At 42.3% G+C, this 20305-nt stretch carries 22 protein-coding genes; 3 read left to right on the top strand and 19 right to left on the bottom strand.

Features of this window, described 5'->3' with window-relative positions; genetic code table 11:
• The 10 genes from CXM95_RS08710 to CXM95_RS08665 all read right to left on the bottom strand — a co-directional run bounded on the left by CXM95_RS08710 (position 1) and on the right by CXM95_RS08665 (position 8160).
• On the bottom strand, positions 1–375 hold the full coding sequence (locus tag CXM95_RS08710; RefSeq protein WP_086299457.1) for an LPXTG cell wall anchor domain-containing protein: 375 nt from the start codon (positions 373–375) through the stop codon (positions 1–3).
• Between the two features lie 193 nt (positions 376–568).
• Positions 569–748, bottom strand: coding sequence for a hypothetical protein (locus CXM95_RS18970; RefSeq protein ID WP_061054153.1), 180 nt, complete (start codon positions 746–748; stop codon positions 569–571).
• A 217-nt stretch (positions 749–965) separates the two neighbouring features.
• Positions 966–1622 carry an endonuclease III gene (nth, locus tag CXM95_RS08700; protein ID WP_005236053.1) on the bottom strand — a complete coding sequence of 219 codons (657 nt, stop codon included), beginning with the start codon at positions 1620–1622 and terminating at the stop codon, positions 966–968.
• A gap of 24 nt (positions 1623–1646) precedes the next feature.
• A complete protein-coding gene (locus CXM95_RS08695; RefSeq protein ID WP_016611727.1) occupies positions 1647–2348 on the bottom strand; it encodes a DnaD domain protein in 702 nt (233 codons plus the stop codon).
• A gap of 111 nt (positions 2349–2459) precedes the next feature.
• On the bottom strand, positions 2460–2846 hold the full coding sequence (locus tag CXM95_RS08690) for a RidA family protein (protein ID WP_005236057.1): 387 nt from the start codon (positions 2844–2846) through the stop codon (positions 2460–2462).
• Entirely contained in the window at positions 2843–3283 is a 441-nt protein-coding gene (locus CXM95_RS08685) for a Fur family transcriptional regulator (protein WP_005226158.1), read from the bottom strand. Before CXM95_RS08685 ends, CXM95_RS08690 begins: the two co-directional genes overlap by 4 nt.
• A gap of 167 nt (positions 3284–3450) precedes the next feature.
• Entirely contained in the window at positions 3451–4380 is a 930-nt protein-coding gene (gene cysK / locus CXM95_RS08680) for a cysteine synthase A (protein ID WP_005236064.1), read from the bottom strand.
• Between the two features lie 200 nt (positions 4381–4580).
• Positions 4581–5450 (bottom strand): glucosaminidase domain-containing protein, encoded by an 870-nt coding sequence (locus tag CXM95_RS08675; protein WP_016611726.1) that lies wholly within the window; start codon positions 5448–5450, stop codon positions 4581–4583.
• A 372-nt stretch (positions 5451–5822) separates the two neighbouring features.
• Positions 5823–7820 carry a transketolase gene (tkt, locus tag CXM95_RS08670; RefSeq protein WP_086338184.1) on the bottom strand — a complete coding sequence of 666 codons (1998 nt, stop codon included), beginning with the start codon at positions 7818–7820 and terminating at the stop codon, positions 5823–5825.
• A 100-nt stretch (positions 7821–7920) separates the two neighbouring features.
• Positions 7921–8160: a DUF896 family protein gene (locus CXM95_RS08665; RefSeq protein ID WP_005236078.1), complete on the bottom strand. Its 240-nt coding sequence runs from the start codon at positions 8158–8160 to the stop codon at positions 7921–7923.
• A 136-nt stretch (positions 8161–8296) separates the two neighbouring features.
• On the opposite strand from CXM95_RS08665, the gene lexA reads away from it, so the two are divergent.
• The gene (gene lexA / locus CXM95_RS08660; protein ID WP_008381880.1) at positions 8297–8917 is read left to right on the top strand and encodes a transcriptional repressor LexA; all 621 of its coding nucleotides are present in this window, start codon (positions 8297–8299) and stop codon (positions 8915–8917) included.
• Between the two features lie 129 nt (positions 8918–9046).
• Positions 9047–9259 (top strand): hypothetical protein, encoded by a 213-nt coding sequence (locus CXM95_RS08655; RefSeq protein ID WP_005236082.1) that lies wholly within the window; start codon positions 9047–9049, stop codon positions 9257–9259.
• A 75-nt stretch (positions 9260–9334) separates the two neighbouring features.
• On the opposite strand, the gene CXM95_RS08650 is transcribed toward CXM95_RS08655, so the two are convergent.
• From CXM95_RS08650 to obgE, 7 genes are all read right to left on the bottom strand, one after another.
• Positions 9335–9847: an adenine phosphoribosyltransferase gene (locus CXM95_RS08650; RefSeq protein WP_005226167.1), complete on the bottom strand. Its 513-nt coding sequence runs from the start codon at positions 9845–9847 to the stop codon at positions 9335–9337.
• A gap of 11 nt (positions 9848–9858) precedes the next feature.
• Entirely contained in the window at positions 9859–12159 is a 2301-nt protein-coding gene (gene recJ / locus CXM95_RS08645; RefSeq protein ID WP_086299460.1) for a single-stranded-DNA-specific exonuclease RecJ, read from the bottom strand.
• 147 nt (positions 12160–12306) lie between these two features.
• Positions 12307–12744 (bottom strand): lipopolysaccharide assembly protein LapA domain-containing protein, encoded by a 438-nt coding sequence (locus CXM95_RS08640; protein ID WP_086299461.1) that lies wholly within the window; start codon positions 12742–12744, stop codon positions 12307–12309.
• Between the two features lie 12 nt (positions 12745–12756).
• Positions 12757–13545: an SDR family NAD(P)-dependent oxidoreductase gene (locus CXM95_RS08635; protein WP_016612306.1), complete on the bottom strand. Its 789-nt coding sequence runs from the start codon at positions 13543–13545 to the stop codon at positions 12757–12759.
• Positions 13529–14485: a ribonuclease Z gene (gene rnz, locus CXM95_RS08630; RefSeq protein WP_008381890.1), complete on the bottom strand. Its 957-nt coding sequence runs from the start codon at positions 14483–14485 to the stop codon at positions 13529–13531. Before rnz ends, CXM95_RS08635 begins: the two co-directional genes overlap by 17 nt.
• A gap of 72 nt (positions 14486–14557) precedes the next feature.
• Positions 14558–15133: a DUF456 domain-containing protein gene (locus CXM95_RS08625; protein ID WP_086299462.1), complete on the bottom strand. Its 576-nt coding sequence runs from the start codon at positions 15131–15133 to the stop codon at positions 14558–14560.
• Between the two features lie 180 nt (positions 15134–15313).
• Positions 15314–16627: a GTPase ObgE gene (gene obgE / locus CXM95_RS08620; RefSeq protein ID WP_042890376.1), complete on the bottom strand. Its 1314-nt coding sequence runs from the start codon at positions 16625–16627 to the stop codon at positions 15314–15316.
• A 249-nt stretch (positions 16628–16876) separates the two neighbouring features.
• Here obgE and gap point away from each other — a divergent pair, with 249 nt between their 5' ends.
• Complete coding sequence (gene gap, locus CXM95_RS08615; protein WP_042890377.1) at positions 16877–17887, top strand: type I glyceraldehyde-3-phosphate dehydrogenase; 1011 nt, start codon at positions 16877–16879, stop codon at positions 17885–17887.
• A gap of 50 nt (positions 17888–17937) precedes the next feature.
• On the opposite strand, the gene CXM95_RS08610 is transcribed toward gap, so the two are convergent.
• On the bottom strand, positions 17938–18888 hold the full coding sequence (locus CXM95_RS08610) for an alpha/beta hydrolase (protein WP_086299463.1): 951 nt from the start codon (positions 18886–18888) through the stop codon (positions 17938–17940).
• A 177-nt stretch (positions 18889–19065) separates the two neighbouring features.
• Positions 19066–20157, bottom strand: coding sequence for a DUF871 domain-containing protein (locus tag CXM95_RS08605; protein WP_005236098.1), 1092 nt, complete (start codon positions 20155–20157; stop codon positions 19066–19068).
• Positions 20158–20305 lie beyond the last annotated feature (148 nt).

Below are 20305 nucleotides of genomic sequence, written 5' to 3'. Positions count from 1 at the left end.
TCAAATTATTTGTCTTTTCTTTTTAACCATCACAAATTTTGATCGATGTTTGGTATATTGCACATACAATACAACCAGTACAAGCAGTAATCCAAGAAAGATTACGCCGTAAGTTCTTGTCTCGTTGGTCTTTGGTAAAATACCACCTGGTTTTGCTACCTTGTTTGGTGGCGATATATTCTCTGTAGGGCCTGCTGGCGGTCCTGGTTCGGGTTGCCCAATAGGCTCATAAACACCGGTAAAGAGCACAGAGCTTTCTGTTTCAACCGACTGCACTTCCTGAGCATTCACCGCTGCCGTAGAAATAGTTATCCCATAAAAAAGAGTGCAAAACAGAACCATACGAACTAATTTCCATACCTTTTCTCCTTTCATTCTCCCTCCTCCTCTATACTTGCCACGTCTTATAAGTGATCTTTTCAAAACAGCGTTTGCCTAAGACCCGTTAACAAAAATGATTTTGAGATCGTTTCAGAATCATTTGAGATGTGCAACGCTTTTTCTGTCATTCGTAAAATAGCAGAGAAAGACTTATAACTTTTGACAAAGTTCACTATACTGATGATTTTCACAGATTTGAAATATTATTTTTCACCAATGGGTGAATTTTCTTATTAATTTTACGTTTTATTGACCAAAAATAAGCATTTTTATAAAAAGAAAGGGTAAAAATTTTGCGAAAGAAGCCCATCATACTAAGCTTACAAATAGTTTCAAAAAAAGGCGTATTGGAAGGTTCATTTCGCATCGAGCATCCCCCCCACACGATCTCTTTGTGAAAAAACACCTGATTTTGAGTGGTGTAAAAAAAAAATTCAGTAAGCTTATGTTTTTCCAGTTACTTGAAAGGGCTTCAATAAAGGGTATTACGTTAATCACCTGTTCTTTTATCAATTTATGCAAAAAAACGCTAAGCGATTTCGCTTAGCGTCTTGATCCTAGTTACTTTTGGTCTATGTTCACCATTAAATGGTTTTCTTCCCCTTCATGCGAAGCTTTCCTTCTTGGCACATCGCCAACAACGGGCAAATCTCACACTTTGGCGCCCGTGCTGTGCAATGATAACGGCCAAAGAAAATCATCGTATGGTGGGTTTTGACCCATAATGGTTCGGGAATCTTTTTCATCAACGTTTGTTCAACTTCTAGTACATTGGCATCTAATTTACAAATGCGCAATCTTTTTGACACCCGTTCGACGTGGGTATCGACAGCGATTGCCGGTATCCCATAGGCATCACCAAGTACCACATTCGCAGTTTTTCTGCCGACACCTGGCAAAGAAACCAAATCTTCTCTTGTTTTCGGCACTTCACCACCAAAACGTAGCAATAGTTCCGAAGCACAAGCTTTGATATTTTTTGCCTTGTTTCGATACAGACCGATCGACTTGATTTTTGCAATCACATCTTCTAAAGGTGCTTCGCTCAAAGCTTGCGGTGTAGGATAAGCCTCAAAAAGTGCCGGGGTGACTTTATTTACCGAGACATCTGTTGCTTGCGCACTTAAAATGACTGCGATCAATAATTCAAACGCATTTTTGGATACTAATTCACCATGCGCTTCGGGAAACATCTCGTACATTGTTTCGATGGCGATCATAGTTTTTTCTTTGCTGATCATAGGACTATTTGAACTCCTTGTCTATTACTCTCCTTCTAACCAATTATGCATAGGGATTTTAGGCATTGGCCCTTCTTCCTGTGAAATACTCTCATTTTGAAGAAATTGTTTTTTTCTTCTTTTTTGTTCTTCCTCAACTTGCGCTTTCGACGTGATATTCTTACGTTCCCAAGAAAGTAAGATACGATCGATGTAATTTAAGCTATAAGCCTGATTCAAAACCGCTTCTCGCAAAGCAAACTGAATCAGTTCCGGATCGTAATGGTCCTCATCCAACCACTGCCCGATCCGCTGGTATTCGATTGCTGACAATGGCCGACCAAACTCGCCTTCAAACAAGCGATATAACCCACGGATTTTTTCTTCATTTGATTCTACTGCCTCATTTTTCGATTGCTGTGTCAAGAGAAATTCTAAACGGTCATAGATTCCTGTGAAATCATAATAATCAACCATTTTTCCGGCAGCATCTTTTTTTGATTCCATTCGCAATACATCTTTTTTAAGTAATTGATTTAACCAATGGTAAATTTCTTTTTGATCACTCCCCATCACAGAGGCAATCTCACGTAAATCGGGGAAATCATTTCCTTGCTCATGACTGCGATACAACTGCAGCCATAACAAAAATTCGTCATTTGTCAATCCAAGATGATGGTAATTTTCTAAAAGCAAATTTGATATCGTTGTTTGCCCTTTTGCTAAATAGTCCTTTAACGAAACCATACTGTATCCTCTTCTCCTTGATTCACCTGAAACTCTATGATCCTTTGGTCCAAGATCGATCCAATAAAAAGGGGACGACGCAAAGGCGGACGTCCCACGATTCATTCTTGGTTACGCTTTTTCTTTGACTGCTGCGATGATCTCAACTTCAACCAAAACATCTTTTGGCAAGCGGGCAACTTCTACAGCAGAACGTGCAGGTAACTCTTCATTGAACAATGTGCTATAGGTATTATTGAAAGGAACGAAATCATTCATATTTTTTAAAAAACATGTCGTCTTAACGATGTCATCTGGCGTAAGTTCCGCCGCTTCAAGAATCGCGTTGATATTTTTCAATACTTGCTGAGTCTGTACTTCAATCGTCGTACCGACAACTTCCCCCGAAACAGGATCTAATGGCACTTGACCAGAAGCAAACAAAAAGCCGTTTGCGATTTTTGCTTGAACATAAGGACCGATTGCTTGTGGTGCTTGATCTGTAGAAATTATCTTCATTTTGTTTCCTCCTCTTTCACTTGGCATTCGGGACATAGACCATAAACTTCTAGTCGATGGTTATTTATTTGATACCCAGTTAATTTCGAAGCCGCCATTTCGACATCTTCCAATCCTGGATAGTAAAAATCAGCGATCTTTCCACACTTTTGGCAGATAGCATGATAATGAGGCTCCGTTGTAAAATCAAAACGACTGGAGGCATCTCCATAATTCATTTCTTTTACAAAGCCAATTTCTGTGAACAAACGTAAGTTATTGTATACCGTTGCGACACTAATACCAGGAAAATGAACTTCAATCGCTCGATAAATCTCTTCAGCGGTCGGATGGGCATCGTGACTGGCTAAAAACTCTAATATCGCTACTCGCTGCGGTGTAATACGAATATTTTCATGTTTTAATCGTTTGATCGCTTCATCGTAGATCGTACTCACAGGAGTTCCTCCATTTCTCTTATCTCACCTATCATACTATGTAAAACCTAAAAATTCAAACAGCTTTCCTTATTTTTTCAAAGGCAAAACGCTTTTTTCAGCCCGCTTCCGTCCCCTTTTTTCGAGAAAGAAAAGCAGACATTTCAATGCCTGCTTTCTCTCGATTGTTAGTCTTCAAACTGATACAGTGCTGTGGACAAATAACGTTCGCCATTGTCAGGCACGATTGCTAAAACTTTTTTGCCTTTGCCTAGTTCTTTTGCTACCTGTAAAGCAGCTTGGATCGCAGCCCCTGAAGAGATTCCAACTAAAATCCCTTCTTTCATCCCAACTTGCCGTGCAGTTTTCATCGCATCGTCACTGGCAATTGCAATGACTTGATCATAAATTTCGGTATCTAATACTTTAGGGACAAATCCAGTACCGATCCCTTGAATCTTATGCGGTCCTGGCTTACCACCTTCTAAAATCGCAGATTCAGCAGGCTCAACACCAACTATTTTCAAATTAGGATAGACGCGCTTCAGTTCTTTGCCCGCTCCAGTGATCGTTCCACCAGTGCCGATTCCAGCGACAAAAGCATCTAAACCTTTTGATTCAAATGCATCCTCAATTTCTTTTCCTGTCGTTTTTTCATGAATTTCTGGGTTAGCTGGATTTTCAAATTGTAATGGCATATAGTAGCCGTCTTGCTCCGCTAATTCTTTTGCTTTGTTAATGGATCCTGTGATCCCTTCAGACCCAGGCGTCAAAATCAACTCTGCACCATAAGCTTGTACGATTTTCCGTCTTTCGATACTCATCGTTTCTGGCATAACCAACACAACCCGATAGCCTTTTGCCGTACCGATCATGGCTAAACCGATCCCCGTATTTCCTGAGGTTGGCTCGATAATCGTATCGCCGGCTTTCAATAAGCCGCTTTTTTCGGCTTTTTCAATCATGGCTAAAGCAATTCTATCCTTTACGCTACCCCCAGGATTGAAAAACTCTAATTTCACATACACATCAGCAGAACCTTCTTCTACGATATGATTTAATTTGACGATTGGCGTATGACCAACTAATTCATTGACCGATTGATAGATTTTTGTCATTGAAAATCCCTCCCGTTCTTATTCTTCCATTCTACCTAAAATACCTCGGAGTTGCGAATAAAAAGTAAGCAATTTCAAATTTTTTTTCATATAGTTTTATACTTTGTTCTATTTCCACTGACCAGAGTTTGATTGCCACGTCAAAAAAACCTTAAGATTGGCTGCAATTGTAGCAATCCATCTTAAGGTTTTTAACTTACTTATACGATCAACTCTTGTCCGATAACGATGATCTCACTGGATAATCCATTCGATGCCATCAACGCATCAACGGTTGTGCCAAATCGGTTGGCGATATCCCAAAGCGTATCCCCAGAAGCAACTTGATAGCTCTGTGCTGAAGATGTACTACCTGAATACGTGGTCGTCGTTGTTTCGCTGGTCGTTGTGCTAGTTGTGTTTGTCCAGGCTGTATTTTGTGTCGTTCCTGTATCGAACCGTGTAAGCTGATAGGTTTCGATCAACCAGTTCAGTTTTTGTGCGTAACCTGGATCGGTAGCATAACGTCCCGTCAAGTAATTCGTTGCATCATAAAATGAGGTTGTTTGGCTTTTCCAGACACCACTGTAATGAGCAGTCCCTGTCGCGAAACTTGTACTTCGCAAGACGTTCGCATGATCCTGAAACGATTCCCAATAAGAGTTATATTGACGAAACGGTTCATTCATCTCTACCCACTGACCATTCAAATACTCTTGGGTAGGCATATACACACTTTGTCCGTTGTAACTGCCTTTGACCCCAAATAAATTGTAATAGGGGGCATTGGATAATGCGGAAGAACCATAGCCGCTTTCCAAAATCGCTTGAGCGATCATCACAGAAGCATATAGATCATTGTTGGCAGCAACATCTTGTGCTGACCAGCCAATTTGTTCGATGAACCCTGAGATGTCCTGCGTCGCATATTGATTCTCAGCAGCTTGTACCTGTTGAGGAACGAAAGTGACCGTCATTGGCGCTAACATCATTCCTGCACCCATCAAAGAGACCACCGCCTTTTTACTAGGTCTTTTCATCGTCTTCTTTGGTTGATGATGTCTTTCACTTCTTGTTTGATAACTTCCCATCTTTTTCCTCCAGTAACTGTACGTTTTTTCAAATAAATCAATACAGCTATTATACGGAAAAATGCCTAGCAGTGCAAACAATGTTCACTTCCGACCCGACAAAAGACTTTTAAAAAACTTCCTGGACATCCCTCTCAGTTTGTTAATCACTGAGAAGTTTTTAAAAAAACTATTAGAATGGGGTTGTATTGCTTCTCTCTTACTATTTAAAAAAGTCTATATCTTGTGGTGAAACCATTTTTCAGAAATCTTAGCCACTACTACCTTAAATAAGTCACTCTGGCACTTTCAGAGTGAGCAGTACTCGAAAAAAACACGCTCGAAAATCGAAAAGATTCTCGAACGTGCTAGCTTTGATTGATTGTCGATCAATTAATCGATTGATTTAAAAGTATTCACAACATTTTCAACACTAAAGCCGAATTCTGCTAATACTTTGTCGCCAGGTGCTGATGCACCGAAGTGATCGATCGCGATCACTTTTCCATGGCAACCGGTGTAACGTTCCCAACCAAATGGGGAAGCCGCTTCAATCGCTACCCGTTTCTTCACTGCTTTTGGCAAGACGCTTTCTTTGTATTCTGAGCTTTGTGCTTCAAACAAATCAAAGCTTGGTAAGGAGACCACCGATACATCGATGCCTTCTTCTGCCAATTTAGCTTGTGCTTGGACCGCAAGATTCACTTCAGAACCTGTGGCGATCAAAATACCCGCTGGTGTTTCACCAGCTTGTTTTGAAATCACGTAACCACCTTTTGCGACATTTTCATCCGCACCGGTTTGCGTGCCTTCGATCACTGGTAGATTTTGTCGGCTTAAGACTAAGACCGTTGGTTTATCCGTTGTTGTCATAGCCAGTTTCCAAGCAGCACGGGTTTCGTTGCCGTCTGCTGGACGAATCACTTGGACATTTGGCATGCAACGGACGCTAGCTAATTGCTCGATTGGCTCGTGGGTCGGTCCATCTTCCCCAACCGCCACGGAGTCATGTGTCAAGACATAGATCACAGGTGCATGCTGGATCGCAGACAAGCGCACCGCTGGACGCAAGTAATCAACGAAGACGAAGAAGGTCCCGCCATAGATTCGGGTACCGCCATGCAATTGGATGCCGTTCATGGCTGCCGCCATCGCAAATTCTCGGACACCAAACCAAATGTTGCGGCCTTCGTATTGGCCAGGTTCAAAGTCTTTTTCTGCTGCCACCATCGTGTTGTTGGAGCCAGAAAGGTCAGCCGATCCACCCCAGAGACTAGGGACGGCTTTGGATAAGGCTTGGATCATCTCTTTGCTAGAAACCCGACTAGCTTGTGAGCTGCCAACTTCGTAGCTTGGTAATGTTGCATCCCAATCTGCTGGCAATTCACCCGCAAAGGCTTGTTTGAATTGCGCAGCAAGTTCTGGGTAGGCTGCTTCATAGGCACGGAAGGTTTCGTTCCAAGCGGCTTCAGCTTTTTGCCCTTCATCGATCATGGTTTCTTTGAAGCGCGCGGCAACTTCTTCAGGTACGGTAAATTCTGGGTATTCCCAACCATAAATCGCTTTAGCTGCAGAAATGCCTTCGGCACCGATCGGCGCACCATGAACGGCAGAGGTGCCTTGATTTGGCGCACCGTATCCGATCACAGTCTTGATTTCGATCAAGGTTGGTTTGTCGCTTTCAGCTTTTGCTTCGTCGATCGCTTTTGAGATTGCTTCTAAATCATTGCCGTCTTCAACGAGAATGTGTTGCCAGCCATACGCTTCAAAACGCGCACCGACATTTTCTGTAAAGGCTTTTGAAGTCGGACCATCTAGGGAAATGTCATTTGAATCGTACAAGACGATCAGTTTATCTAATTTCATGTGACCCGCCATGGATGCAGCTTCTTGCGAAACACCTTCCATCAAATCCCCATCGCCACATAAGGCATAGGTATAGTGATCGATGACTTGATACTTGTCGCGATTGTAGGTTGCAGCCAAGTGGGCTTCGGCCATTGCCATACCGACTGCCATGGCGATCCCTTGTCCTAAAGGTCCAGTGGTTGCTTCCACGCCGTCTGTGTGATCGACTTCTGGATGTCCTGGCGTGCGGCTATCCCATTGACGGAAGTTTTTTAGATCCTCAATGGTCACATCGTAACCAGACACATGCAACAAGCTGTACAATAACGCCGAACCGTGTCCAGCAGACAAAACAAAACGGTCACGATCCACCCAGTTGCGAGAAGTCGTTGGATTGACTTTCAAGTGTTTGGTCCACAAGGCATAGGCCATGGGTGCTGCCCCCATCGGTAATCCTGGATGTCCTGAATTGGCTTTTTGTACGGCTTCGATACTTAATGTACGAAGGGTGTTCACTCCTAATTGATCGATTTTATCAAACAATGGTAGTTCCTCCTAATTTAGGTTTTTTTTACCTTTATTACATCTTTTATTATACGTGATTCAGATGCTTATTTCAATAGCAATGAAAAGGAATTCACAATTATCTGCCGTGGAGACCTTTTTTCTTTTGAATCTCTTTTAATTTCTCTGGTGTCACATCAGCACCTTCAGGATCAACGATCTTCATTCCTTCGATATGGTGACGCATTCCTCCACGAAAGGCGGTTAAATACTCGTCACGTAGAACTTTTTGTTCGTTCGTTTCTGCCTCAGTCAAACCCTCTGTTTTTTTCTTGTTGGCAAGTTCATTGATTCGAGCTAATTTTTCTTGAGATAGCATATTCGTTCCTCCTTTTCCCTCTTGATTTTACTACAAACTAGCGAATAAAAACAATAGTGTAAAAAGCGAACATTTGTTTGAATATTCGATATACCTATGGTACACTAATGTTATCAAATGAAAGAAGGTGTCAGTTTTGGCAAAACGAACAGAAAATCGACAAATCGAAATTCTTAAGTTCATTCATACCCGTGTCACTGAAAAAGGCTATCCGCCGACTGTTCGCGAAATTGGCGAAGCCGTTCAGTTATCTTCTACCTCAACTGTTCATGGCCATTTGTCCCGACTTGAAAAAAAGGGGTTGATCTTGCGAGATCCTACAAAACCCAGAGCCATTGAATTAACTTCTTCCGGTCTTGAAAAAATCGATGTTCAGCCAGCATCCATTCCGATGCTTGGTGTCGTAACTGCGGGAGAACCGATTTTAGCAGTGGAAGATGCATCCGATTTCTTTCCAATTCCGCCAGATTTAGCAAATAGTACCGGTAGTTTGTTTATGTTGACGATCCGAGGAGAAAGTATGATCAATGCTGGCATCCTTGACGGCGATCAAGTGATCGTTCGCAAACAACAAAGTGCGCAAAATGGTGATATTGTGATCGCTATGACAGATGAAGATGAAGCTACTTGCAAACGATTCTATAAAGAAAAGAATTACATTCGTTTACAACCGGAAAATGATTACTTAGAACCAATCATTTTGCCTGACGTAACGATTTTAGGATTGGTTGTTGGGTTGTATCGACATCTGCTTTGATGCTCAACGAGCTGACTAGGAAATCTTCGTTTTTACGAAGATTTTTTTTCTTTCCTCTTTACAAACCGAACAAACATTCGTATAATAAGTATACAAACATAAGTTCGTATTATTTAAGGAGTGAATGAGATGAAAGCAGTTCGTCGATTTGGTTTTATGTTATGGGTTTTATTGATGGGTATTGTTATTGGCTATTTTGGCGTTCTAAGTGCTGTTCTGATTTTTTGTCCTCTAATGATGCTTTGGTTCATGCTATGGGATGAAAAGAAATTCCGCCAAGCAGAGCGCAAACGTAACCGCCATTATTATCACGATCATGATTTTTATCGTTACGAACCATGATCCTTCCCCTACATACGCCATAAGGCAGAAGAAACAAAAAAGGACTCCTGCGAGTCCTTTTTTGTTTCTTCTTTTTTAGTATTCCATTAACGTCTTGATTTCAACACCTTGGATTTTATCTCTTCCATGTAAATCCATTAGTTCGATCAAAAAGGCACAGCCCACAACGATACCGCCTAGTTTTTCTACGAGTTCAATCGTTGCTTTGATCGTTCCGCCAGTTGCTAGTAGATCGTCACAAATCAAGACACGTTGTCCTGGTTTGATAGCATCGGCATGCAACGTCAAAACATCCACGCCATACTCTTTTTCATACTCTGCTTCAATGGTTTCCCGTGGCAATTTGCCTTTTTTACGTACTGGGGCAAAGCCGACACCTAACTGGTACGCAACTGGGCAACCAACGATAAATCCGCGGGCTTCTGGTCCTACCACCATATCGATGCCTTTTTCTTGTGCATACTCAACGATCTGCTGTGTCGCATAACGATACGCTTCTCCATCAGCCATTAGCGGCGAGATGTCCCGAAAAATAATTCCCTCTTGGGGATAATCCGGAATACTAGCAATATACTCTTTTAAATCCATTTTTTTTCCTCCTAGACTGTCAACCACTGACGTAGGGTTGATAAATCACTCATTAATAAAAATTCTTCTGTTTTGATCATTTTTTGTCGTTGCTGATACAAATGACTCTCTGTCAGCGGACGAGAAACAGGATCAGCCGTTTTATTCAAAACACCATCTTGTATTGTAACAAATTCCAGCTCAGAAAACACCTGAATCATAAAAATAAGTAATTTTTCTGGAATTTTTAGATAGTTAGCGACCATCTTTAATTTGTAGCGAATATCCAAACGAGGCTGCTGCTTGATCAATTGAAAAAGCCGACCATATTGCTCTCTGGTTCCTACCCCGTCTAAATAGGCATCTTCCGTCGAGTAAAACACAAACGCAATTCTTGAAGCATGAAGCGCTTGAACGACCTCTTTGATCACAGCAATATCAGCAGGACAATCTAAAAACGCGATCTCTTGGAACGGACCAGCACAAAATGTATCTTTCACAGCAGCCACCGAGTCGAATAAGATCGTTTGTCCACAAAATCCTTGCAGCTCTCGAGGCAGTTTCTTATTGAAAACGACCCCTAATGTTTCATTTCCCAGAGAGACACCTTGCCGACTCCTTTTCGAACGATAATCAAACAACTGCAGCCCTTCCACTGCAAAGTCATCCAACATCAGCTGCGGTTTTTTGTTGCCATTCCATTCATTGATTGAAAGCTGACCGACGATCGATAGTCGATCATTTTCAAACTCTACTGAGTCTTTTCCAAAACCAAAGCCAATCACATCTAGCTGTAGATTGGACTCATCTGTCATCACTAACTTCAAGTGCTGGTTTTCGGTACCAATCTGGCGGGCATTTTGAGTCGATAAATTGGAAAACAGAAATTTCGGTAACGGATTGTCCGTTCCGAAAGGCGCTAAAACGTTTAAAGACTCAATAAAGTTGATCGATACTTCCGCCAATGGCAGTTCCTCATCGATCGCTAAGGGGATTCCCTGACTAAGATCAATTCCATTTTCTTCCACATAGCGATTCATCTGAGCTTGTAGCATGTCCAAATGATCAATCGGGATACTTAAGCCAACCGCCGCATGATGACCACCAAAACTGGTAAACATGTCTTTCATCGTAGCCAACATTTCAAATAGATTCAACGCAGCGACACTTCTACCTGACCCTTTTGCTAACCCATTTTCTTTTTTGGTCAAAACAATCACGGGCTGTCCGGTACTTTGCATGATACGTCCAGCTACGATTCCTAAAACCCCTTCGTGCCAGTTATCACCTACGACCAGATGAACATGATTGGCAGGGTCGATTTTTTCTTGCGCTTCTTTCATGATTTCTTCAACGAAAGTTTTTCGCTGCTGATTGATCGTATCTAATGTCTTGGCTAAGGTTACTGCTTCTTCTTCATCAAATGTGGTTAACAAACGAACAGCAGGATTAGGATCTTCCAACCGACCAATTGCATTGAGGCGGGGGCCAACAGCAAAACCAATATCGATTTCGTTGACTGTTCGTTTTTTCAATCCACTGACCGTCAACAACTCATTCAAACCAAGCCGATCAGTTTGTTGGATCATTTTCAGGCCATTGCTGACTAGTAGTCGATTCTCATCTGTCAAAGAAACCATATCAGCAATCGTCCCAATTGCAACAAGGTCCAGCAGTTCGACGGGCACTTCTTCTAATAGGGCACAAGCCACTTTAAATGCGACACCGACTCCCGCTAAATCACCAAACGGATAGTTTCCTTCAGGGTGACGGGGATGAACGATGGCAAAGGCTTCTGGGAGTTCTGCAGGAAGTTCATGGTGATCCGTCACGATCACATCGACCCCTTGCCCTTGAGCATAAGCAATTGCCTCATGTCCAGATACCCCATTATCAACGGTGATGATCAATTGAGTCCCTGCCGCAATTTTATCTTGATAGACAGTTATGTTGGGACCATACCCATCTGAAAAGCGATTGGGCAGATAATATTCAGCTTCAGTCCCTAGCAACTCCAGTGTTTCTTTTAATACGGTGGTGCTCGTAATCCCATCTGCGTCATAGTCGCCATAAATCAAGATCCGCTCACCATTTAAAATGGCTTCATGGATCCGTTCCACGGCCTTATCCATATCATGAAAGAGAAACGGATCATGAAGGTATTGCAGATCCGTTGATAAAAAAGCGTCTAGCGCTTCTGCTGTTCGAATATTTCTTTGCCATAGCAACGCGCCGATGCGCTCAGGAATCTTTCTTGCTTGGATCAATTCTTTAAATACAGGGGTAGCTTCGCTATCTTGCGGTCGCACCCAATGAAAATTTGCACGTTTCACCAAATCACTCCTAACTAGGTTATTATAGCAAAGTTTATGTAAAAAGGAAAAACAACGAAAGAAACAATTTATTTTTTCATATCACAAAAAAGAGCTTGCAGCGAACGATGCGCCGGCAAACTCTTTTCTTAATTGCTCTCATGTATTCTAGGCTTGCGATTCAAAAGACTTCATTTCTTCATCAATCGTTGGCGGCGTTGAGGCGCCTGCAGCACGTGACGAAAGTTGCGCTTCTTGATCGTCGAGTTGTTGCTGCCTAGCTGCTAACTCCGCCTGCTTGTTGGTATATTCTCGTTCCAAGGCTTCTCGTTCATCTTGCAGAACTTTCTCGTTATTCGTGCGATAATCCGAGAGCTCTTTTCTCAATTGTTTTAGTTCTTTTTTTTGACGGAACATTGCACTTGTGGAAACCAGCAACAAAATCAATGCGCCTAACAAAGCAGAACCAATAATGACTAAGATCAGTGGCGATTGAATCGTTGTGAAGCCAAAATTGATCGGAACAGTCATATTGTTTGCAACCGCAAATAAAACGATCACTAAAATCAGTAAAATACCAACGATAACACGCCATTGATTTTTCATGGGTTTCAACTCCTATTTTTTGTTGAACATCGTTCCTGCCATATAATCCCCGATTGCAGGAAACAGTGTATACAGTTTTGCTGCCGCCCCTAAAATATGTGGGCGATTGATTTCTCGTTTTGGATGAATCATGGCTTTGACGATCGTTTGTGCCAATTTGTTTGGTTCAAGGACAAGGCTGCCCACCGATGATAAGTAACTACCGCTAGGATCTGCTTGGTCAAAGAATGCCGTTTCGATCGGCCCTGGGTTGACCGTTGTTACGTTGATCCCCAGTGGTTTTAGTTCTAAACGTAAGGCGTTAGAAAAACCAAGTACAGCAAATTTCGTTGCAGAGTAAACTGCGGTCTTCGGCGTAGCGATCTTACCCGCAATTGAAGCAACGTTTATGATATGACCATGCTTTTGTTCAGCCATTTGAATCGCAACTTGCTGAGTCAAAACCATCATCCCAAGTACATTGACTTCAAACATATTACGGATGACCGCAGGATCCATCTCTGTAAACTCTTGAAAGATCCCATAGCCAGCATTATTGACAAAGACATCGATCTTTCCGACTTTCTCACTAATTTTTTCTAATAAGCGCTCCACGCTTTCAGGATTTGCTACGTCCAATTGAAACGCATACGCTTCTTTGCCGCTTAATTCCATACATTGCTCTTTGACTTTCCCAATCAAATTCGTCCTCCGGGCACAAGTCACGACGATCGCACCACGTTTTGCGGCTTCATAACAGATTTGTTCTCCAAGTCCGGCAGAACCTCCTGTTACAACGACAACTTTATTCTCCAAGTTCATCTGATTCTTCCTCTCCGGCAAAAGGGATCTCGACAACATCAAAATCTTTGACGATCAACGTATTCGGAAATACTTCTTTTGCTTCATTTACTAAATTTGTAATATCTTTGCCAACATAGCGCGCGCTGATATGGGTCAATAGCAAACGCTTGGCGTGAGCTTCTTGGGCAACTTCAGCAGCTTGTCGCGTCGTCGAATGAAAATAAGCGCGAGCCAACTTGGCTTCTTCTTTGTTGAAGGTACTTTCATGTACCAAAACATCCGCATCTTTCGCTAAAAGCACGGCGTTTTGACATTTACGGGTGTCACCTAATATTGTCACGATCCGTCCTTTTTTGGCTTGACCTAAAAAATCAGCCCCATTGATTTGACGACCATCATCGAGGGTAACTACTTCACCTTTTTTCAAACGTCCGAAGACAGGACCAGGTTTCAGCCCAAGTTCAAGCAATGCTTGCACTTGCAACTCCCCTTGATGGCTTGCTTCGACAATACGATAGCCAAAACTATCAATCCCGTGATCAAGGCGCAGACAAGATACTTCAAATTGCTGATCTTTAAAAAGAATCCCTTCTTCTTCAATCTCAAAAAAATGCAATGGATAGCTGACTTTCGTCTGAGAAATCCGCAAAACGGTTTGAATGTATGCTTTGATCCCCTTGGGTCCATAAATCTCTAGAGGTGTGTCTCCGCCTTGAAAGGAGCGGCTGCTGATCAATCCTGGCAATCCATAAATATGATCACCATGAAGATGGGTAATAAAGATTTTTTCAATCTTTCTCGGTCTAATCGTAGAATGCAAGATCTGCATTTGTGTCCCTTCGCCACAATCAAAAAGCCAAACGGCATTGCGTTCATCTAATAATCGTAACGCAGTGCTGGTCACATTTCGATGTTTCGCAGGCACTCCAGCACCTGTTCCTAAAAATTCTAATTCCATAAGCTTCTTTCCTTTCATCTCTTTCCAATTTTAGCGGAAAAGAAATCAAGTTGCAATTGAAGCTTGCGGTTTTTATTTCTCGGATTGGCTATCGGATTCATCGTTATGGGAATTTTTCCAATCCTCTTGAACACGTGCCTTGGTGGATTCTTCGACTTTTTTGGCCGTCTCGATCTCTGCCTCGACATCATCGTAGTCAAAACGAGTGATGTCACCGCCTAATTCATTCATGATCTGTTGGTTCAAAGGACGATTGTCCTCTTCATCGGCAATCAATAATAACCCCGTATCGCCTACACCAATTTGGTTTCCGACGTGTTCGAAGAGCATTTGCGCATTTTGGATCTCTTTTGCGTCACGAGTAGCACCGATCATACTACCGCCAAACCAGCCCAGCATGATTCCCAAAGGCCCACCTAACACACCAACGAGCATCCCGATCAAACCACCAGTTGATGTCTTATTGTTTCCAGTAAAATCAAGAAAATCCTCGACTTTAAATTGATGTACGCCTTCATTGGTATGGGTAAGAACCGCCATTTGCTCTCCTTTGATCTTTCGTTCCATATGCATCCGTTTCACTTCAGAAAAGGCTTGATACGCTTTGGCACTAGCATCAAAGTTCATTACAATGACTCGTTTTGACATAAAAATCGCTCCCTTTGGTTTATTTGTTTTTTTCTTTATTTTAACAGTAAATCATTTAAATGAAAAAAGAAACCAAAAAGACTGCCGATCATTGATTTCTTAGAGAAAATCAATGATCGGCAGTCAAAACCAATTCAACTATGAAGGATTTTTTTAAAAAAATGATGTTCTTTTAAACGCTTATTCGACAAACTCAAATTCAAAATTACCGATACGCACAATATCACCGTCTTTGGCACCTCTCGCACGCAATGCTTCATCGACACCCAATCCACGTAATTGACGAGCAAAACGCATTACAGTCTCATCGTGATCAAAGTTCGTCATTTGGAATAGTTTTTCGATTTTCTCACCGCTCAAGATCCAAGTTGCATCAGGATCGCGATCGATTGCAAACTCCGGTTCATCCGATTGGAAGCCGTAATGAACCACATCTTCTTCGATTTCTTCATCGTACAAGAGGAACTCAGGAGTGACTTCCAATAGATCCGCTGTCGCATTCAGCAAGGCATCGATTCCCTTACGAGTGACACCAGAGATTGGGAAAATCATTGGTTCATCCGCGAACTCATCCGTTTTTTCTTTTGCCAGCTGCTCTTTGAAAAGGGCTAGGTTTTCTTCAGCATCCGGCATATCCATCTTATTGGCAACGATGATCTGTGGGCGTTCTAGTAAGCGCAAGTTATGGGTCGACAATTCATTGTTGATGGATAAATAGTCTTCATATGGATCGCGCCCTTCCATGCCGCTCATATCGATCACATGTAAAATAACCCGCGTCCGTTCGATATGACGTAAAAACTGAGTCCCTAAACCAACACCTTGCGAAGCACCTTCGATCAAGCCAGGCAGATCGGCTACTGCAAAACTACGACCATCAGTGGTCGTTACCATGCCTAAATTTGGTACCAGTGTTGTAAAATGATACGCGCCGATTTTTGGACGAGCAGACGAAATCACAGAGAGTAATGTTGACTTCCCAACTGAAGGGAAACCAACTAAACCAACATCTGCTAAGACTTTTAGTTCGAGCTCGATCTTTCTTTCTTGACCGGGTTCTCCGTTCTCTGCTAATTCTGGGGCTGGATTTTTTGGAGAAGCAAACCGAATGTTCCCACGGCCGCCCCGCCCGCCTTTTGCGATTACTAATGTTTGACCTTGCTCAATCAAATCACCTAATAAGGCACCTGTTTCAGCATCACGAACGGTGGTGCCTTGGGGTACTTTGATGTAAGTATCATCTGAGCCACGGCCGTGCATTCCTTTACTCATACCATTTTCCCCGGGTTGCGCTTTAAAATGACGATTAAAGCGGAAATCCATTAATGTACGCAAACCTTCGTCTACGACTAAAATGACATCACCGCCACGTCCCCCGTCCCCACCTGCGGGTCCGCCGTCTGGGACATATTTCTCTCGGCGAAAAGCAACCATCCCGTCGCCGCCTTTTCCTGCTTTGACATCGATTGTCACTTGATCTAAAAACATGGACATTATTTGTCCTCCATTCTTTTTTTACTACCTTCTATACTTTTTGATTATCAGTTATCTCACTTTAAGTGGTTACTATTTCTCTAATAAGAAAGTCTATTTTATTGTAACGACCGAAACGCCTTTTGTCTATCTTTTCTCATGGGTTTCCGTAAGAAATCGCGAATTCTTAAGGGTTATTCTTTGACAGTCACAGGAAATCGTAGCAAACTTTTAAGTGTACCAGTACACAATCAAAGGAGGAAACAAGAAATGACAGTAAAAGTTGGAATCAATGGTTTTGGACGAATTGGACGTTTAGCTTTTCGTAGGATCAGAGAAGTTTCTGCCGATATTGAAGTTGTGGCAATCAATGATTTAACAAGCCCCGTAATGTTAGCACATCTATTGCAATTTGACTCGACCCACGGCACGTACCCTGGAACTGTTACTGCAACGGATAATGCTATCGTTGTCGATGGCAAAGAGACCCGAGTGTACGCTGAACCAGACGCAAGCAAAATCCCCTGGGCAAAAGAAAATGGCGTCGATATCGTATTAGAATGTACGGGTTTTTACACTTCCGCAGAAAAAGCCCAGGCCCATCTTGATGCAGGTGTCAAACGAGTCGTTATCTCCGCACCAGCTGGTAATATGAAAACGATCGTTTACAATGTCAACTCAGACACGTTAACACCGGATGATACTATCATATCCGCAGGTTCTTGTACGACCAACTGCTTAGCTCCAATGGCCTACTTTTTAAATGAGGAATTCGGGATCGAAGTTGGTACGATGACGACGGTTCATGCGTATACTTCTACTCAAATGCTATTGGATGGTCCTGTAAAAGGCGGAAACTTAAGAGCCGCTCGTTCCGCTGCTGACAACACGATCCCTCACTCAACGGGTGCCGCCAAAGCAATCGGTTTGGTTATCCCAGAATTAAATGGCAAATTACAAGGCCACGCCCAACGGGTTCCGGTCGTCGATGGTTCTTTAACAGAGTTAGTCTCAATTTTGAAAACCAAAGTAACCGCCGATGAAGTCAATGAAGCGATCAGAAAACACACCGTCGATAATCCGTCATTCGGTTACGATGACCGTGAAATCGTCTCTGGAGATGTGATTGGTACCACTCAAGGGTCTATCTTTGATCCGACACAAACAGAAGTAACCACTGCTGGCGATTTCCAACTGGTGAAAACCGTCGCTTGGTATGATAATGAATACGGCTTTACTTGCCAAATGATTCGCTTGCTAGAAGAATTTGCTCGTTTATAAGCTAAAGGTCAAGCAAAAAGTGCCGGTTCTTTTTTAGAACCGGCACTTTTTTATTCACTTGCTGGATGATCGTATTTGTCCAAAAAAGCTGCAATGTTTTCTTTATAAAGGTCTGGATCTGTTTTGTAGCTTTTCGCATGCTCGGCACCTGAAACAACCCACTTTTCTTTTGGTGCATCGGTCGCGTTATACAAAATATCCAGCATCGAATAAGGAACAAACGTATCCGCATCGCCATGGATAAAAAAGATCGGACGCGTATTCCTTTGCAGTTGTTTGACTGCATCTGCTTCACCGAAGAAATACCCCGCTCGGATTTTTGTGACAAGACTAGTGACATTCATCAATGGAAAGGCCGGTAGACCAAACAATTGATCGAGTTGATAACCCAATTCTTCATTGACGTTGGTATACCCACAATCTTCAATAATAGAAGTGACATTTTTCGGCAAGTCTTCCCCACTGGTCATCATTACCGTGGCAGCCCCCATACTGATGCCATACAAAGTGATCGTTTCTTCAGAACCATTTTTTGCGAGTACCTCATCGATCCATTGCAAATAATCCTTACGTTCGTGCCACCCAAAACCAATATAATCTCCTTCGCTTTGACCATGCCCTCGAGCGTCTGGAACCAAGACATTATAGCCTAAATCATGATACATCTTAGCGTAGTCCGCCATCGTTTCTGCGTTCCCCATATAGCCATGCGCGATGATCGCCGTTTTCCCGCGATTCTTCTCCTCCGCCGGTAGATAAATGGCGGATAATTTTAAATCATCTTCAGAAGTTAGCTGCCACATCTCACGATTTGTTGGATCTGTAAACCAATTTTGCGATTCATTTCCCGTCTGATTTTCATCAGTCCCCGGGGTATCTCCTTCCAAAAAATCTTTTTCTGAAGGAACCACCGCATAATCATAAAAATAATTTCCAGCATATCCTAACCCCGCAATCGCTAATACAGCCACTCCGATGGCAATCTTCCAGCGCAATTTCACACTTGTCACGTCCTCTTGTTATATAGTTTACATAATATTATTATGGTTTCGTCATTCCTCAAGGAAAGAACCCACTACTTAAATTACCGTTTTTTGCCCATGTTTGTCAATCGCAAGCGCCCAAAAAGAAAACCATTGCCAACAATCTTTGTTGGCAATGGCTGATTTTCGTGGTAATTAGTTATTTTCGACCAATTTAAAACTTGACCAAGGTTTCAAAAATTCTAATAAGAATAGTTCCTCATCAGCGATCTTACCAACGACATTGACTCGACCATCATTTTTCATTGCTTTCAAGGCGATTTGCGTCTCCCCTTTGTATTGTCCATAGCCAGCATTATCGATCAAGACATCCCCTCTTACCATATCACGGGTATCATGAGGTGGAAATTCCTTGTCTTTATAATAGATCCGCGTCATCGTTGAACGCAAGATGTATTCCGAACGATCTCCTCGATAGCTGTGCAGATTATCGAAGAGACAAATTCGTTCATCTTCAGTGATTCCGTCAACGACATCGACTCTTAATGTCGGATAATCCGCGTGAAACGCTTCAGCCATTGCTGCCAATTCTGCTTCTGAAGCATAGGCATTTCCAACAGAGATATCATCGATCAAACCCGTCAACACTAAATGTTTGACTTGCGTAGCTAGTGGCAGATCACGATGATCTTCCAAAGAGCATAAACCATCTTGTGTTGGCCATGGACCGAAATCAGCTTCGTGAGAATTCACGAAAGCCATCGTATTTAAATTGTATTTGCGGAATTTTTCCGAACAAAAAACGAAATGGTCGTAGCCCAACCCTGAATAGCGATGAGGATAGAAGTTATGCGAGCCGAGTAAATTTTCAGTATTAGGTGAATAACTCATGATGTTATCCACGTAGCTCGTACCACTGCTCATATTGATTTCGATTTTAATCCCGTAAGGATTACGCGTCATTTTGGCTTCTTCTGAACCAGTAAAACCAATATCTAACCGAACACCGTAAGCGCCCATCTCATCAAAGAAGGATAAATCATCATAAGAAATACCTAGCTGTTCGAATAAACCAGGATTGATATCTACCATGACTTCCATTCCTAACTGATTGGCATAATCCACGACTTGTTTAAAGTCTGCCAAGACTTTTTCTTTGTCATCGTTGATTTGCAGCAAACTGGTAAATACCCGTTTAAAGCCGTATTTGTGTGCCAAGTCTAAATACGCTTTGTCCTTTTCAAACGTTGAGCGCTCTGGATAAATCGATATCCCTAATTTTCCCATCAAAAAAACCTCCTGTAAATTCTATCCGTTTATTATAATGAATCCTCTTTCATTATAGCAAACATCTAAAAAGTGGTCTACACCTTTCCGCCTGTTTCTTTCTCATTCCACAAAATCTGCGCTTTCTTCTATGTCTCTTTTTTGTTAT

It is taken from the genome of Enterococcus sp. CR-Ec1 (genome assembly GCF_002850555.1).
Classification (GTDB): Bacteria; Bacillota; Bacilli; order Lactobacillales; family Enterococcaceae; genus Enterococcus_D; species Enterococcus_D entomosocium.
This window is presented reverse-complemented; position numbering and strand designations above follow the sequence as displayed.

Bases quoted from the DNA above. Each gene is read 5' to 3' on its own strand.
- CXM95_RS08710 (WP_086299457.1), bottom strand. From the start codon at position 375: ATGAAAGGAGAAAAGGTATGGAAATTAGTTCGTATGGTTCTGTTTTGC.
- CXM95_RS18970 (WP_061054153.1), bottom strand. From the start codon at position 748: ATGCGAAATGAACCTTCCAATACGCCTTTTTTTGAAACTATTTGTAAG.
- nth (WP_005236053.1), bottom strand. From the start codon at position 1,622: ATGATCAGCAAAGAAAAAACTATGATCGCCATCGAAACAATGTACGAG.
- CXM95_RS08695 (WP_016611727.1), bottom strand. From the start codon at position 2,348: ATGGTTTCGTTAAAGGACTATTTAGCAAAAGGGCAAACAACGATATCA.
- CXM95_RS08690 (WP_005236057.1), bottom strand. From the start codon at position 2,846: ATGAAGATAATTTCTACAGATCAAGCACCACAAGCAATCGGTCCTTAT.
- cysK (WP_005236064.1), bottom strand. From the start codon at position 4,380: ATGACAAAAATCTATCAATCGGTCAATGAATTAGTTGGTCATACGCCA.
- CXM95_RS08675 (WP_016611726.1), bottom strand. From the start codon at position 5,450: ATGGGAAGTTATCAAACAAGAAGTGAAAGACATCATCAACCAAAGAAG.
- CXM95_RS08665 (WP_005236078.1), bottom strand. From the start codon at position 8,160: ATGCTATCTCAAGAAAAATTAGCTCGAATCAATGAACTTGCCAACAAG.
- CXM95_RS08655 (WP_005236082.1), top strand. From the start codon at position 9,047: ATGAAAGCAGTTCGTCGATTTGGTTTTATGTTATGGGTTTTATTGATG.
- CXM95_RS08650 (WP_005226167.1), bottom strand. From the start codon at position 9,847: ATGGATTTAAAAGAGTATATTGCTAGTATTCCGGATTATCCCCAAGAG.
- CXM95_RS08640 (WP_086299461.1), bottom strand. From the start codon at position 12,744: ATGAAAAATCAATGGCGTGTTATCGTTGGTATTTTACTGATTTTAGTG.
- CXM95_RS08635 (WP_016612306.1), bottom strand. From the start codon at position 13,545: ATGAACTTGGAGAATAAAGTTGTCGTTGTAACAGGAGGTTCTGCCGGA.
- rnz (WP_008381890.1), bottom strand. From the start codon at position 14,485: ATGGAATTAGAATTTTTAGGAACAGGTGCTGGAGTGCCTGCGAAACAT.
- CXM95_RS08625 (WP_086299462.1), bottom strand. From the start codon at position 15,133: ATGTCAAAACGAGTCATTGTAATGAACTTTGATGCTAGTGCCAAAGCG.
- obgE (WP_042890376.1), bottom strand. From the start codon at position 16,627: ATGTCCATGTTTTTAGATCAAGTGACAATCGATGTCAAAGCAGGAAAA.
- gap (WP_042890377.1), top strand. From the start codon at position 16,877: ATGACAGTAAAAGTTGGAATCAATGGTTTTGGACGAATTGGACGTTTA.
- CXM95_RS08605 (WP_005236098.1), bottom strand. From the start codon at position 20,157: ATGGGAAAATTAGGGATATCGATTTATCCAGAGCGCTCAACGTTTGAA.